Raw genomic sequence first — 16692 nt, 5'->3', positions numbered from 1 at the left:
TTAAGCCCCGCCTAATCGATAGGTTTGCACAATCAGCTGTTTGTTCACTAGCTCTTGGGTTTCATCATGGGTGAAATTAGGATCTTTTCCTTCAGCTAAATCATTAACAATTACTGCCCAGCGTTCAGCGCTAACAATATGTGAATCAAGCAAAGTATTTATTTTAGTTTTCACTTTGGCTTCTCTTGCGTCTAGCTCTTTTTTGGCTTGCGCTAAAGAGCCCATACTTTCTACTTCTTTAATGGTTAACGTAGGAGTTTGCGCTTCACCATTTATTGTTTGTAGAACATGCAAGGCTTGATCAAAATTACAATTCTGATTTTTAAGTAATTTCTCACGATAACCAATCACATAGTTTTTTAAGGTCGCAATATCACCAGACCACTGTGTAAGCTGCTTTTTAACATCAGCTAGCAGTGGCGGAACTTGTTCTCGCAATAATTTGAACTGTCCTAATTGCAGATCAGAATTAATTCTATCTTTTAACGAATCGGCTTCATCTTGAATGTCATCAAACAAGCCAGCAACGTATTTAACCTTTTTATTGAGCTGTTCTAATTTTGTTAAAGCGTCAGGGTATATTGATGCAAAATCCGCAGGTACATTATCTAAAGACTGTTTAACCTCTTCCAGCCCCGCAACAGCTTCATCAGCACGGGTATGTTGCTTTAAAAACTCAGCTTTCAAATCTACATAACTAGAAATTACCGCACCACTTATATCCTCAAGTGGTAAGCACTGCTCACTATCAATGTTATAGCCAACCTCCTGGGCTAATTGTTCTAAACGCTTTAAAGCATGTTCAACGTCTAAATTACGCAAATAGAAACCTAAGGTTCCCGCTTCAGTGTGTTGTTTCTCTGGTGTTTCTCCTGGCAATGTCCCCGGCCTAATAGCACCAGCAAGAATACGAGAGATTTTATCTAACGATAAAGTGAAGATATTTTGCGGGAATGGTGGTTTGCTCTCAGCATCTGATTTTATTTCAGAAATAAGCGCTGTGGTTTGAGTCGTTACTGCTTTTTCAATTTTATAAACCTGATCGGCAAACGATTTTGCTTTGGCAATACGCTTCCAAAGAGGCGAGCTATCCTGTTCAAAATCTAAATTAGCAAACTGCTTTTGCTGCAATTCTTGCTGATAACCTTCTGCTTGGTATACCCACTCAACAGATTTTTGATGTGCATATCTGGCCTGACTGGTTGTAGCTAACTGGTTGGCATAATCAAACCAATCATCAATGCTCGGTAATGTAGTTTCTTCTAACCTTTTAATTTCTGATTGAAGTGAACTCGCCTTGTTTAAATTTGCCTGTGCCATATGAGTTTTAGCCCCAACTTCTTTTTTACCTTTAGGCGCAAACAAGGTATTAATTCGACCTTCTCCAAATAAGGTAGCAATCTCACTAACACGTGTTGGGTAATCATTTTCTAACCAATTCTCAGCTTCTTTTAACCTGCCTTCAAAAGCACTGCGTTCATTTAATGAATAAACTGGAACTTTAGGTTTGCTAGGATCACTACTTTGATCAACTAATAGAGCGCTATCTAATAACAACATCCACTCTTTAAATACATCATTAGGATTCTTTGTGTGCCAGCTGTAGCCAAAAAACCAGGCTTGTTTAGCATATTCTAAAGTGATTTTAGTATGCTTAAACAAACGCTCTTTTAATAAACGGCATATAAAAGTAGGAAACTGTGCTTGAGCCGTTATTTCATCAGTAGAAGAAAATATTTGACTCCACTCTTGTTCACCAAAACCATCATTAAGTTCTTTTTGCGGTACTTTTAATTGCCTAACTAAATCGTACAATGCGCCATCTTCAACAGTTTGAGGTGTTTGATCGTAACGGCTCAATTTTTTTACATCGCTTCGCACAATTAAATCAGCCCAACCATCGGCTAATAACTCCAGTTCTTTTTGCGTAAGTTTATTGCTCGCTCGTAATGGCATAGCAATTAAGCCACGCTCATGTAGGCCTTGTCGCCAATGAGTGGCAGAATCAACCAAGCTTCTATTTAATGCATCAAGGCGCTGTAAAAACTTAGAGGTTAAATCTTTACGCTCAATGGTAAAACCTTGGCAGTCTGCCAGTGGCATCCCCACTTGCTCTAAAATATGCTCTTCGTTATGACTTAAACGATACAGCATTAAATAATCTTGCGCCTTTTGCAGCACAGGATCTGATGGGTTATTAAACTTATTGCCTAAATCGATAGAAGAAGTAACCGCTAAAACAGGAAATTTCCCTTCATCAGCAAACTGCTTAGTCACTTGTGAACAAAGCGCTTTGAGCTCTTTTTCGTTGTTCACATAAGCTAATACTAAACGACCTTTAGGGTGTAAATGTAAAGCTCGACACGTAGATAAACCGCTCACTTCTTGCTGGTTACGCGTATGCGAGGTCGCAATGCTTACTAAGTCACAACTATTATCAAAACCCGCATCAGTCGCGTCATATTGCCAATGGCTATCTAATACTCGCATTAAACCAGTTAAACGCGACAACTGTTTATCAGCAGCTTTATCGCTTGCTTCTTTCATTACTTCAAAATGCGCATTAGCAGAATCTGGCGTTTTAAAAATAAGCGATTGTTGGCTTTGCTGACGATACCTAAGATTTAAGCGGTTCAGCATGTTAACACTAGGCCCTATATGGGTCGCAGCTTGTGTTAATTGCTCTTGATCGCCAAAGTGATGCAACCATAAGGCTCTTGCTACATCTTCAGCGGCTCCATGGGGATACAATAATTGCAGCAACTGAATAAATTCGGCTCTATTATTAGGGACCAATAACTGATTACTACCTTCGTGAATAGCATATGTAGCTAAGTTAGCCAGTAACTGAGTTAAATCTAGCTTTTGCTCTATGCCTTCAAAGGTCCATAAGTCTGCTTTATCACGCACAAACTTGGCATTTTGCAGTGCCGGACGGCAATTATCTCTGTCCCAATTAACCAAACAATAAAAGCTAGCAACGGCATCATCAAATTCATTAACCGTAGTGACCAATGCTTTAGTGCTTTCATCAACCGTTTTTAAATTTACAGGCAACTGACCATAAAGAAGTTCAAGAGCAGCATCTTTAATACCAATGTTTTCAGTTTTAATTGCTTGAATAGCACCAGAATCTAAAACGTATTCACGCACTCTTGCTGAGCTTTTCAAAACGGCATTAAACAGTTGGCCTATGCTTTTTACTGCTTCACCGCTCATCTGCATACTGGCAAGCTTTTCATCAACCGCTGCCATAATCACGTTAAACCAACCAAAGTTACCGCCACTCATGGCATAAGCAGCTTCAACCACGCCTTCAATGTAATCTTGTGCTAAACGACCATCCTTTTTTAACGTGGCAACATAATCACTAACATCAGAAAAAGCATTGTGCTCTAAATCAACCAAATTAAAGCGACGTCGCAAAGAGGTCACTTCTCTCAGTTCATCACCAATAGCAGGTGAACATAAGGTAACATAGCGCAGCCAAGGTAATTTACGACGAGGATCTTCCTCTTTAATCGCACTACCTACAATGCTTATTGCACGTCCATCAAGGCGTTTAATATCATCACTTTCTAAGCCATAGGTGGCTGCTTCTGCGGCTGTTTCTAATTCATCAAGTACCACTAGAATGTATTTAATGCCAAACTGGTTTAAATACTCATACGCAGCATTTACTAATCGTGTCGCTAGAAACTCATCGTCATATAAATCTTGATCTGAGTAATTCTTATCAAGCTCTAAACGGTTTGCAAGCTCTTGATGATCAAAGCCTTCCACTTCTAATCGATTAAAACATTGCTTGGCAACTTCAGCTTGAATAGAACCATCAAATTGATTTTTAGCCAATGGTTGCAGCGCCATATATAAACCGTAAGCAAACCAATTTTCATGGTTTTGGTTTTCGGTAGCTATTTGGCTATAGCGGATATACAAACTTAAATACTGTTCACGATCTTCATCGTTTCTAAATAACTTAACAGGGTTTAAATCACCTGCGTTATCACGGCAATACCAACCCGGGCTTGCATCATTTACTTGGGCAATAAGTTCATACCCTAAACGTGATTTACCACGACCCCATTCAGCAACCACAGAAAACACTTGAGTAAATTCATTTTCTTCTTTATCAACCAAATGAATAAAGCTTTCAAAATCATTAAAAAATTGGCTTTGGCCAACTAAAGGGTCACGCGGAGGATAAGATGATAACCCATCTGATTGCCAATGATGATTGGCTATAGCGTACTGTGTTGACGCTTCAGCAACACCCAAAGAATTATTATTGCTTATATTTTTATTTGAGCTTGCGTTGTTCATTGACACTTCCTCTTTAAATCCTTTTTAAGGCTTAGTTGCTGTTCTAGTATTTTAAAATAAATCATATTTTTAGCCCTACCAATTCATTGGCCCAGCTTTGTGCCTGTTCTCGAATAGCCGCAGTAATATGCTTGCTCGGTCTGGCAAAGTTAATAGTACCAAGTCGTGAAGTAGGAATACGAGCAAAACTGCTGTGGGTTTTATATTGCGGAATATCTTGGCTGCTGCCTTCAATAAATTGCCATACCTTGGCAGAAATCATATAGCCAATCACCGGGCTAATCGCAGCATTAAGTGCTTCAATTTGCAGTGGGTGTTTAAGCGGTGTAAGTAAATGAATATCAAGTGCATCAAGCACCCGTAAAATTAATTCAGCTAAACTACCACAACTAACCTCATAACCTGTATTAGTCGTTACCACTACTTGGATAGCATTTGGCTGCATAAAGTGTTTTATTTGGCTTGAGTCGACTTCTAAGGCTAAGCCACCCGAAACCTGTTCACTGCGCCACATATCTTGGGTATAAATAATTTGCGCTAACAAATAAGCCCAAGGGTTGGTCACTAGCCATTCAATGATTGCTTTATCGTTTAAATCGACACTTGGTGCTTGTACTAGGCCATTAAGGTGATAGCCATTCGTTACGTGACTTTTTATATTAGCTTCAGTGATTAGTGGTAACTCAATTAAACGTTGAGCTAACCAATGAGAGGTAACATTCCCGTCATCAATTGGTGAAAGTTCATTTGCTTCTGCTTTAACTTTTGTTGAATCGTCTATTAGCTTAGCCGCAGTGGATAAGGCTCTTAATAATTTCGGATAACTGGCACTTTGTTCAGCCCCTTGGCCGAAGACAAAATTTTCCAGTGTTGTAAACTCTGTTGGGTTAAGTGAGCCATTCTTTTCTTGTGATAATACAAAACCAGCACCACCACCAAGGTTAGTTATTTGTTCGCTTAATACTTGAACATCATTTCTCGCAGCCGCATCATTTAATTGTGCAGCGACAATATTGGCCCAGGCGGTTTGTAATTCAGGAATCGTTGCCAAAATCGCAGTAACAGCATCTAAATCGGTATTAAGTGTCTGGCGTAACAGCAATAATTTCTTACTAGCAATTAGTGTTTTTTTATCTTTACTAAATAGCCAAAAGCCAAGCGGTTGGAATACTTCAAGTTCAGTCTGATTCACACATATCCCTTGTTGAATCAGCGTTAACAGTAATTGCGCTTCTTTTTCAGTAAGGTGGGCGGAAATGCTAGCAGTCATTAAGCAGATTCCTCTCCAGTATCTACCGCTTGTTTTGCCTCATCTAATAGTTCATAGAGTTTGTCTAAGTCAGAAAACAATGGTTTACCATCATCAGCTAAATAACCTTTGTCAGTAAGTTTACTTAAAATAGCTCTGTCTTTACTATTATCACCATTTTCCAAAGCCTGTTGTGCTTCGATTAACTGACTTTCCGTGATTTTTCCTTCAATTAGAGCTTCAATAATATACTTTGAAGCTTCAGAACACTTTTTAGAAAGATAGGTTGATCTTCTTCGTGTGTTTAATTCCTTTGCCAGATTATTTTCTTCTGTTCTATCAAATCGAGGTATAACTATTCTAGATATATAATCAAGGCTAGTGTGCTCTACTGTTGTTTTAACAGCCCATTGATTTAATTGATTTTGCCCTTCAATACGATTTAACCAAAAACATAACAGCTCTGGCTCAATATCATGGCATCTAAAAATTGCTACTCGCTGGTTTATGCGAGCAGGTAAATCATAATCAATAAAAAACTGAGCTCTAAAAATTCCATCCATTCCTACAACAATATCGCCAGCTCTCGCATTGTATTGCTGCTTATTTTTTATGTAGTCATTAGGCAGCCAAGCATCCAAATCTATAAAATCATTTGACCCGATATTTCTAATTCGGATTAAAGGTATGCCTTCTTGTCCAAAAAGTTCGCTAGGAACTGGATCCCCTGAAGTTAAGTTGGCTATATCACCGACTTCACTGTAAGTATGATTTTTTATCTCATTAACCATACTTTTGTAATGACTTCTGTAAGGTCTGGGATCAAGCCTACCTTCTAACTCATGGATGTTCGTAATTGCATATTTCTTTGGTTCTCGTTCATAGGGTGAAAGTAGGCTATCCAAATCTGTATTTACTGCTGACTCAATAGATTGAGCCATTTCTCTCAATAACTCTGAGTGGTGAACTTTATCACCGATGTAGGTTTGAACCTTATCATCGACATCAGGGACTGATACATTTCTTGTATCACTAATGCCAAGGTATTGAATAATAGAACCTAAAGAGCGCCTTAAAAGTTGATGACAGCCAAATCTAGAAAATAGAAATGCCATTAAATAATCCGTGTTATATTTACCATTGCCTCGAAGTGCCACAATATGTTGTGTAATATTAGCTTTTTCTATGTTTGATGGGACCTTACATATTTTTTCGCTCACACTGGCTTTAACTATAAGTAGATCGCCAGCACCTACCTCTGAAGTTTTGAGTTCTTGATGAACTTCTGGCGCTAGGTGCGCCATATTCTGAGGTATTGCTTCCATATTACCTATGTTACCAATACGGAAAAGTGGAATGCCTGCATCTAAATACAATTTACTCGGCAATTTAGAACCAAAAGGACCAGCGAATAACTTCCCCGCATCACCAAGATTAAACGCACCAAAATCCTTTACAGCCTTTTCAGAAGTTAAATATTCTGGCTTGTAGTAGTCAGGGTCTAAACGATTTGTTTTTATCTCAGAAATAGGGACTCTATTAATTTGCATTATTCACCTCTCGCATATGCACCAGAAATTGCAGCCAAATCATTTGGCACACCCGTTGAATAATCCTCAATTTTGTTTTTAACGACATAACCTAAGGTATCAGCCACCGCCATAAAAACATCACCTTGTTCTTGGTTAGCAAAAGTATTTTCATCTTCGTGGTGAGCCTCGCGTTTTTGAAGATATAGAATACTAGTTTTAGCCCCCGTCCCTGAGAGTTTAAAGGTATCTGATGGCAGTGATACCACGGCTTTTACAATGGCTTTACCACCACTAAACTTTCCTGTTTCTTCATCTTTTTTACCCATAATGTACTCACGTACATAACGATCTCCTGAGTTACATAAAATACCGTCAGGCAATACCATCAGTAAGCGACCACCGGGTTTAAGCAACTCTATACAGCGATCAATAAATAACACTGCCATATCAATATTACTACTTGATAGTTTCCAGCGATCTTTATTATTAGGCTTGCCGCCTAAGGCACGGCCATAAACTGTTGGTTTATAAATCCAATCTTTACCTTTTGGCGCTTCATGTAAGTCTGTAGTGTATTGTTCTAATATTTCTGTAACACCTGATTTTGCTTTACCAAATGGTGGATTAGTACAAATTAGGTCAAAGCTGCCTGCTTTTAATTGTGGCGTAGTAAGAGAATTATCGGTTTTAAAAATATTGGCTTTTGGTGCGCCTAACAAAGCCATATTTACTCGGGCAAGTTTTACCATTAACGGTGCGGCATCTGCACCGACAAAACTATGTTCTAACATAGCTTGAAAGTGCTCATCTCGGCGCACATCATCGGCTGTTTCTTTGCCTAACACTTCCATTAAGGCACGTTCTATATGGCCAAGGGCGATTGAGCCAAAGCCATAACTTCCACAAGTTGGGTCGCAATAACGAAATACAGGTTTGCCATCTTTACCTTTAGTATTAAGGATTTCAGGTGATTCTTTTAAAATATCATGCATCGCCATTTGCAACATACATTGCTTCACCGGCGCTGGTGTTAAGTAAACCCCCATACCACCTTTCGACTCAAAGTTTCCTCGTAAAAAAACATCAAATACCCGGCCTAAAACATCAGCTGCGACATGACCTAAATTAGGGTGCTCTTTACCGGCAACAATGGCGCGTTTATCTTTTGGTTTTTGATACTCACTGTTTAAAAATACACCTGGTAAATCTTGTATCAACTTCATCAATGCCAAGTAGTTTTCTGGCTTTGCGAGGCGCAGGTGAGTTTCAACATCAAAAATTGGGTGAGCTTCGCCGCTATCATCGGTCACTTTATAATCTTGATGCTCTTTTAATGCATCAAACGCAACTTTAATTTGCTTTACCGCATCACCTTTGTTGATTTCTATGTACTTCCAGTCAAAAACATCTTTAAACTGAAGTACTTTATCTTCATATTTAAACTGTTGGTCTGGATGGTGAATACGGAAAGTTTCCAAAAATAGAAACTTCGCCACTTCTTCAATGATTTCGTTTTTATTACTGACGTTATCTTTGGTTTTGGTATAAACGGTTTCATGAAAATCATCTAAACCATCCATCAAACGCTGGTACATTTCACGAGACCAATAATACGTAGGATCACGCTTAATTTGTTTGTAGTTGTTTATTTCATTAACACTGGGTATTTGGTCCACTTCCATTGGTGGAAAGTCCATTTCAAAGAACTTTTCGTTTTTACCATCGGTTACGTGGATAAATTTAGGGAATTCATGTTCATCTAATACCCCAGCAGCTTCAATGGCAGTCATTTCTACATTATCTACACCGACTAACTGCCAATGACCTTCTGGCAATACCCATAACATCACCCGGTGAGTCGGCTCACCATTATTGTCTTTACCGTAAACTAAACTGACTTGCTGCTCTTCGCTACTAATCTTTAAATTAGCTTGTTGATCAAAACCTTTAGCAGCGTAAGCGGTGTTTTGCAATTCGAGCGTAGCCAGTACTTGGGCTTTTAGCGCTTCGCCTTGGTCGACCTTATCTTGCTCTGCTTTGCTTAATTTCTTCGTTTTTGTTTCTTCAGTCATGTTTGTCTACTTATAAATTCGTTATTTTATTGCGTAATTGTTGCCAGCGTTATGATTAGGCTCGTTACTTTTAAGCTTTATAGTTTTAAGCTCGATAAAGAATGGCTCGGCCACCAAACACATTCATATTCGGGTGTTTTTTCGCAATTGCCAACAACTGTGGACCGCTGGTTTTAAATTCTTTTAACTGCTGTATTAATTTATCTGTTGGCAATGGCTTGTTGGCTTCTTTTAATAAAGCTTCAAGTGCCAGCTCCAAGGTAACTTCAACTTCCCCCATACTGATTTGGGTTTCACCACTTTCAAATTTGGTTACGGTAAATTCAGGTAATACCGCTAAAAACAAAGCCAGTTGCTCTGGCAGCCATTCCAGCTGTTTAATTAATTTATTATGCTCTTGCATCAATTTACTAAGCATCATAGGTGCTGTGAGTTGGTGTTTAATGTCATTTAATAATTGGCTTGCTAGCATATTCATTACTCAAATAAATTTAAGGTATTAGGTTGGCTGTTATTTGAATCAACATTTTGAGCTGTGCCTAATGTATTAGCAAGCCAAGGTTCGGTACTTGATTGCAACTCAAGTGGGATAGCCCCGTTATTTAACAGCACTATATTGCCACTGGCGTCTGATTGTTGTTTAACAAATAAAGGCACCCATTGGTTTTCGTTATTTTCTTTAGCTCCAGCCCAAGTTCCACCTTTGCCTTCATCAGCACGCACTACTAGTGCAGCATTTGCTGCGGTATATATGTATTTATTACGGGCCATAGCATTACCAACACTAAAACCAGCTTCAGGATAAAAACTTGAGATTAGCACCAGTTGTTCATTTTGTAGGTGTTTACGCCATTTGCTGGCAGTAGCCGCCTTTAAAAGGCTATCAGCCATAATGCCAACAGCTGTACCACCTACATTCAGCGAAGCCAGCATAGCTGTTTCATCAACACCTCTTGCTGCTCCAGATACAATATTAATGTTCTCGTTGGCAGCTTGTATGGCGATATCTTCGGTAAACTTTTCATCAACATCATCAATACCACGTGAGCCAATAACAGCTAAACCACCTTTTTGCAGTAGTGCCTTATTCCCTACACCGAAAAATACCGGCGGTGAAATATGGCGGAGTTTCTTTTTAAGTAACTGAGGATATTCGCTGTCTTGCCTTGTTATAACCCACACACCTGCACGTTGCCATTTTTCTAGTGCTAAACCCATAGCTGCTTTACGACCTAAAATCTCAGATAGGCGATCAGCGGTAATTTTGCCTTTAGGATCTTTCCATTTGGATAGCACCTCATCAAACTGATGAAACAACGAACTGGGCGTGTAATTAAATTCATATAGCCAACGAGCAAAACGGCCATACTCTATGGCGGTTAGTGGGCGAGCCTCATCTTTTTTAGGCTTACTAAAAAAAGTTGATAACAGCAAAACTGCTTGTGTATTTTCGTTATATTGGGTGTTTTGAGTATTCAATTTATCACTCTTTAATTTGATTTCGTTGACATAACAGCCATTGGAAATACAGGGCCACTTCTTTCACGCCTTAACAATGCCGCAATAACAGCAAATGTCCAACCTGAGTCTGAAGCATCATCAATCAATAATACTGGCTCGCCTTCACGTACATTTTGAACAGCGAAAGCCCCATCAAGGTTTTTACACCGGAAATCGCTATTTTCCATGCGCTTTTGAGGTAATGTTTGATTTACTTTGACTACAGCTTCAACACATTCTAAACCAAGTTTTTGTGCTACTAACTCAGCAAAGTCTTTTACTAAATTCGGATAGTTTTGCGATGGCACATAAGTTACCCAAGTAGGCATAGGATTTGGCTGCCAGCGTTCGTTTATCATCTTCACACAGGCGTCGGCTAATTTAGGGTCGAAAACATGGTCGCGTTTACCAGCAGCGGCTATTTCGCCCCAACCAGCTTCTCCCCAATGACATAGTGCAGCGCCAGGCTCATGTTCTAATGCGCCAAATTTATAGCCAAAGTCATACACCGGAAATCTTTCAGCCGCTTGAGCATGTCCATTACCTACTTGTTTTTTAGGTTCAATTTCAATCATGGTATTACTCAAAAATTCGAAAGCTTGTTGTCCTAATTCTTGAGGATATGTCGTTTCAAACGCATTATCAGGATCACAGTTAGCACATTTTCCACATAGAGCTGCGAGGGTATCGTCAAGCGCAGAGGCTAATACTTGCATTAAACATTGGTCACTTTGAAGGTAAGCTTGAATTTCTTGCCACTCACCTGTTTTTCTATTTGATAAACGTTGGATCATTTCTGTCGGTAATGAGTAATTATTAATCGTACGCTTGTATAAAGAGCCTTCCTTAACTATCGGTGTTGGGTATTCAGCTAATAGAAACTTTAGCGCAGCTTCTATTTTCATAGGTGCAAAATTTAGCTGTGCTTCCAAATCAGCTTTTTTAAGGCCGTCACAACTGTCTTCTTCGAGTAGAGCGAGTAAGTCTCGTACGAGCTCTTCTTTAGGGAAGGCCTCTCTAATAAAGTAGTTTTGGATTTCTTCGTCTTCATCGCCAGACAGTAATACACCATAAGCATCATCAATACTGCGTCCTGCTCGACCAACTTGCTGGTAATAACTTACAACTGATCCTGCACTTTGGTAATGAAAAACAAAAGCTAAATCACCTTTATCAAAGCCCATACCTAAAGCTGATGTGCTAACTAGTACTTTAATTTCGTTATTTAGTAGTTGTTGTTCTAGTTGCTCTCGTTTAATTGCACTTTCAGCTGTTGATAAGCCTGGAATTGAGCCTGCATAGCCTTCAGCCTCTATACCGCAACTTCTTAACCAAGCAGCTACCAAAAATGCATCATTTATTGTTGTCGCATAAACTATACCTGTACCTTCAATTTTTGGAATATTGTGAGCGAGCCAAGCTAAGCGCTTTGAACGTTTATCTAGATGTATATTTTGAAGGTGAATAGATTCTCGTGTTAATTGACCACGTAATAAATATATTTGTTGCTCTGCAACTCTTAGCTGCTCAACAACATCTTCAACAACACGACTAGTTGCTGTGGCTGTTGTCGCTAAAACTGGTGTATCAGCAATATTACCAAGCACTCTTGATATACGACGATAATCAGGCCTAAAATCATGCCCCCAATCTGAAATACAATGCGCTTCATCTATAACAAAGAATCCAGGGTTAGATGGTATTATTACATTATCTACAAACTCTTGATTTGCCAGTTGTTCAGGCGCAATGATTAATGCATCTAAATGGCCAGATAGCAATTGTTGTTTGTTTAACGTGTTTTGTTGACGTGTTTGCGATGAGTTAACGGTTCCGAGTGCTACTCCATATTTAGCAGCAGATTCAATTTGATTACGCATTAAGGCCAGTAAAGGGGAAATAATAATTGTAGGACCATGGCCTTGTTCACGCATCATTTTAGTTGAGATGAAGTAAACTGAACTTTTACCCCAACCAGTACGTTGCACACATATTAAACGACAGCGTTGATTTACAATTGCATTAACAGATTCCCACTGATGCTCATGAAAATTAGCTGTTGGGCTGCCAACACCTTGCCTCAATAATTCCAGCGCTCTTTGCTGACTCATGATTAATTCCTTTTATTTGACGTTAAGTAAATCATTTAGTTTGATTTTATCTATGTACGCTCCAAATGTATATCAGCTACCTAATTGTTTTCAATAATAAAGAACCCAACTGTCTTGTATTAAATGGATTTCCGTTGCCATTTAAAATTGAAACCCCTAACTCTTTAGCAATATCAAGCAAGTAAAGCTTACTTGGTGTTACAAATTCGCCATTTAAAAACACTCCTATGGTACCGTTTTCAAGCTCTACTAATTTGTAGTTATGCCATATAGCTTCTTTTAGGTTTAATAAAGTACGTGGCTTAGCAGGTGGGTTTATTAACTTGCTCATTGTAATAAAGCTTTTACCTGTTGCTACATTGTTCATTAGTCGTTTAGCTTCTTCTACGGCGCATCTAATAGGGTTTAAACTTGAATTTCGTCGGTATTGATTCTTAAAATAATTATACGTTCAACTAAGCCTAACGTATTAGCATACAAGCCTATATAACCGCCTGTATGCAGCCTAGCGGTCTTTTTAACCTATTGTTATGCCATAGGCTTGATGCAACACCATAGTCAGCCTGATTAACCTCCGTTGCCATACGACCATTAGTTATCAGCGCTACATATAACTCCCCTATTCTCCCAGTTAAATGCTTAAGCTCAGTTGCTGGTACACCCCAACTAACTCCCTTTCTAACCAGATCACATTTCTCAAGAGACTGAATAATTAGCATTTGTGTTAAAGCCATTTAATATCCTTATTTTTATTCCCTTCTAACCAACTTTTAAAAGGTGCTTATGTCCTGATACCGACAATGTACCCTGAGATGCTCGGCCTATATGCTCGCTCCACCAATTCATTAGCTCTCTGCGTTTTTCTATGTATTCAGCTCTATTATAAGCAGAACGAACTTGGTTTTTATCTACATGCGCAAGTGCGGCTTCTATTATATCTGGATTAAACTCATGTTCATTTAATGTTGTGCTGCCAAGCGAGCGCAAGCCATGGCTTACTAATCTACCTTCAAACCCCATGCGTTTTAGAGCCATATTAGCTGTTTCATTGTTGATATGGTTTCTCGGGTTTCTGTCTGACGGAAAAACAAAGTCTCTGTGCCCTGAAATTGGTTTTATTGCCTCTAATAACTCTACAGCTTGTTTTGATAAAGGAATAACATGCTCTCTGCGCTTTTTCATACGTTCAGCTGGGATAACCCAAAGTTTATTATCAAAATCGATCTCATCCCACCGAGTACCTGCAGCTTCACCAGGGCGTGTAAGAGTATGTAACTGCCACTCAATTAAAAAGCGAGTTACACGTTTAATTGAAGCTGTAGCAAGCGTTTGCATCAATTCAGGCAACTCTTCAGGTTTTAACGAAGGCATGTTTTGTTTTTGAGGCTTTTTAAAAGTTTCTTTTATTCCAGCAAGCGGATTAGCTTGAATATAACCACTATTAACTGCGTAGGTCATAACTTGGTTTAATCGTTGGCTCAAACGCTTAACTGTTTCTAGGGTACCTTTAGCCTCTATAGGCCTTAATATTTTTATTACCTGTGGTGCGTTAATTTTACCAATTGGGTATTTACCAATAACCGGTAAAACATGGTTATTTAATGAGCGCCAAATATCTTCACCATGAGCTTGAGTAAAATCAGGCTTTTTAACCTCAAACCACTCTAAAGCGACCTTACTTAGTGTTAACTCTTCTTGTGCTCGTTTAAAAGCTAAAGTTTCATCTCTATGCTCTTTTGGGTCAGTTCCTAATGCAACCAACTCTCTGGCTTCTTGGGCTAATTTTCGTGCATTAACAATGGATAGAGCGGGATACTTACCCAATACCATGTTAATACGCTTTTTTGTAATTGGATGGTAGTAATTAAAATTCCAGAGTTTAGTTCCACTCTTTCTAACTTTGACTTGTAGGCCGTTGCCATCAGATAAAATAAAATCTTTATCTTCTGTTTTTGCTTTCTTGAGCGCTGTATCAGTAAGTTGTTTTACAGATCTGGCCATAACAAATTAACTCCGTTCTATTTTAGTATTCCTAATTATGACAGCTTATTATAGGAATACTAAATGGAATACTAAAACTTTAAGCTTTGATGAGACGCGGTAGGACGCTGTAAAACGCTAAGTCATTGATTTTACTTTATTGCAGGCACAAAAAAGGACGTCATGAGACGTCCTGATATTGAATAATGGTGGAGGGAGAGGGATTCGAACCCTCGTTAGGGATTAACCTAAACACACTTTCCAGGCGTGCGCCTTCAGCCACTCAGCCATCCCTCCACGGCGTTGCTACATACTAGGTAGTGCAACAAGCGCGCTATAGTATGAAATAGCTGCCATAGGTGCAAGGCATTTTTAGTTTTGAGCTTTTAACTGCTCACTTATCATTCATATTTTTTATGCTGTGCACAAAAAACGGCTATGCGGGTGGCATAACCGTTTTTTAAGCGTTAACTTAACGTGCGTTTTTATATTCGTTAACTTTACTTTGCCATTGTGGCGGTAAAATCAAGCATGCGGTTAAGTGATTTAAGTGCGCCTTCGCGTAAGCCCATGTCAACAAACACTTCTTTACCTTTGGGGTCTATCAGAGCTTCTTCAATCGCTTTTAAGCCGTTCATTGCCATCCAAGGGCAATGCGCACATGTTTTACATGAAGCGCCTTCACCGGCTGTTGGAGCGGCGAAGAATTCTTTGTCTGGGCATAGTTGCTGCATTTTATAAAAAATACCGCGGTCAGTTGCTACAATAAACTTTTTGTTGCTCATTGTTTGCGCTGCTTTTATTAACTGGCTGGTTGAACCAACTGCATCAGCAAGGGCAACAATTTCCTCTGGCGACTCTGGATGTACGAGTACGCCCGCATCTGGGTGCAGCGCTTTCATGTCTTTTAGAGCTTTAGTTTTAAACTCGTCATGAACGATACATGCACCATTCCACATGATCATATCAGCGCCGGTATTCTTTTGAATATAGCTACCTAGGTGCTTGTCTGGGCCCCAAATTATTTTTTCACCTAGTTCATCTAAGTGCTCAACAATTTCCAGTGCACACGATGAGGTTACAATCCAATCTGCACGCGCTTTTACTGCGGTAGAAGTATTTGCATACACTACTACTGTGCGGTCGGGGTGCTGATCGCAAAACGCTGAGAATTCATCTACCGGGCAACCTATGTCTAACGAACAAGTCGCTTCGAGCGTTGGCATAACCACGGTTTTGTTAGGCGTTAATATTTTTGCGGTTTCACCCATAAAACGCACACCCGCTACAATGATCATGTCGGCATCGTGGCGTGTACCAAAACGCGCCATTTCTAGCGAGTCGGCAACGCAGCCGCCGGTTTCTTCGGCTAGTGCTTGTATTTCAGGATCGGTATAGTAATGGGCAACTAATACGGCATTTTTTTCTTGCAGTAGTTGCTTTATACGTGCTTTGTATTCGCCTTGTTCGTTTTGTGTTAACGGTGCTGGCTTAGGAGGGAAAATATAGCCTTCAGGCATAATAGTTTGAGCTAGACTCATGTTCTCGACCACTTCATCTATATTGCATTAATTACGATGAATTATACGAGAATATAAAGCTAAATAACAGCTATCTGCTCAAGGTGTTTATAAATAAAAAGTTGAAGTTTTAAAAAGACGCTATTAAGAAGGGATTGTCTAAAAATGGTGGGGCATGATGGATTTGAACCATCGACCAATTGATTAAAAGTCAACTGCTCTACCAACTGAGCTAATGCCCCCCTTTGATAACTAATTAGCAAGGCTGCTAGTTAGTTGATTGCGTAAATCCGCCGACTAATACTTTACTTTCACTGCTCATAGAATGGTGGGGCATGATGGATTTGAACCATCGACCAATTGATTAAAAGTCAACTGCTCTACCAACTGAGCTAATGCCCCGCT

At 39.3% G+C, this 16692-nt stretch carries 11 protein-coding genes and 3 tRNA genes; all 14 read right to left on the bottom strand.

Translation table 11 applies throughout. The features are described 5' to 3' along the window. The 14 genes from H5079_RS02565 to H5079_RS02505 all read right to left on the bottom strand — a co-directional run bounded on the left by H5079_RS02565 (nt 1) and on the right by H5079_RS02505 (nt 16689). Nucleotides 1-4323: a hypothetical protein gene (locus H5079_RS02565; RefSeq protein ID WP_182683355.1), complete on the bottom strand. Its 4323-nt coding sequence runs from the start codon at nt 4321-4323 to the stop codon at nt 1-3. A gap of 61 nt (nt 4324-4384) precedes the next feature. Then, the gene (locus H5079_RS02560) at nt 4385-5593 is read right to left on the bottom strand and encodes a hypothetical protein (protein ID WP_182683354.1); all 1209 of its coding nucleotides are present in this window, start codon (nt 5591-5593) and stop codon (nt 4385-4387) included. Further along, complete coding sequence (locus H5079_RS02555; RefSeq protein ID WP_182683353.1) at nt 5593-7122, bottom strand: restriction endonuclease subunit S; 1530 nt, start codon at nt 7120-7122, stop codon at nt 5593-5595. Before H5079_RS02555 ends, H5079_RS02560 begins: the two co-directional genes overlap by 1 nt. Then, nucleotides 7122-9176: a class I SAM-dependent DNA methyltransferase gene (locus H5079_RS02550; protein WP_182683352.1), complete on the bottom strand. Its 2055-nt coding sequence runs from the start codon at nt 9174-9176 to the stop codon at nt 7122-7124. The genes H5079_RS02555 and H5079_RS02550 overlap by 1 nt, the downstream gene beginning before the upstream one ends. An 85-nt stretch (nt 9177-9261) precedes the next feature. Beyond that, nucleotides 9262-9648, bottom strand: coding sequence for a hypothetical protein (locus H5079_RS02545; protein ID WP_182683351.1), 387 nt, complete (start codon nt 9646-9648; stop codon nt 9262-9264). 5 nt (nt 9649-9653) lie between these two features. Beyond that, a complete protein-coding gene (locus H5079_RS02540) occupies nt 9654-10655 on the bottom strand; it encodes a DNA-processing protein DprA (RefSeq protein WP_182683350.1) in 1002 nt (333 codons plus the stop codon). 11 nt (nt 10656-10666) lie between these two features. Beyond that, nucleotides 10667-12787, bottom strand: coding sequence for a RecQ family ATP-dependent DNA helicase (locus H5079_RS02535; RefSeq protein ID WP_182683349.1), 2121 nt, complete (start codon nt 12785-12787; stop codon nt 10667-10669). Nucleotides 12788-12863: 76 nt separating this feature from the next. Beyond that, a complete protein-coding gene (locus tag H5079_RS18395; RefSeq protein WP_259398040.1) occupies nt 12864-13154 on the bottom strand; it encodes a hypothetical protein in 291 nt (96 codons plus the stop codon). A 115-nt stretch (nt 13155-13269) separates the two neighbouring features. Continuing rightward, nucleotides 13270-13521, bottom strand: coding sequence for a hypothetical protein (locus tag H5079_RS18390; RefSeq protein WP_259398039.1), 252 nt, complete (start codon nt 13519-13521; stop codon nt 13270-13272). Between the two features lie 25 nt (nt 13522-13546). Beyond that, nucleotides 13547-14788, bottom strand: coding sequence for an integrase domain-containing protein (locus H5079_RS02525; RefSeq protein WP_182683348.1), 1242 nt, complete (start codon nt 14786-14788; stop codon nt 13547-13549). Between the two features lie 186 nt (nt 14789-14974). After that, a tRNA-Ser gene (locus H5079_RS02520) sits at nt 14975-15064 on the bottom strand. A gap of 203 nt (nt 15065-15267) precedes the next feature. Further along, the gene (gene nadA, locus H5079_RS02515) at nt 15268-16308 is read right to left on the bottom strand and encodes a quinolinate synthase NadA (protein ID WP_182683347.1); all 1041 of its coding nucleotides are present in this window, start codon (nt 16306-16308) and stop codon (nt 15268-15270) included. A gap of 145 nt (nt 16309-16453) precedes the next feature. Continuing rightward, nucleotides 16454-16529: transfer RNA gene (locus H5079_RS02510), tRNA-Lys, on the bottom strand. 84 nt (nt 16530-16613) lie between these two features. Continuing rightward, nucleotides 16614-16689, bottom strand: a tRNA-Lys gene (locus tag H5079_RS02505). Nucleotides 16690-16692 lie beyond the last annotated feature (3 nt).

The organism is Pseudoalteromonas sp. SG44-5 (assembly GCF_014164175.1).
Taxonomy (GTDB): Bacteria; Pseudomonadota; Gammaproteobacteria; order Enterobacterales; family Alteromonadaceae; genus Pseudoalteromonas; species Pseudoalteromonas nigrifaciens.
This window is presented reverse-complemented; position numbering and strand designations above follow the sequence as displayed.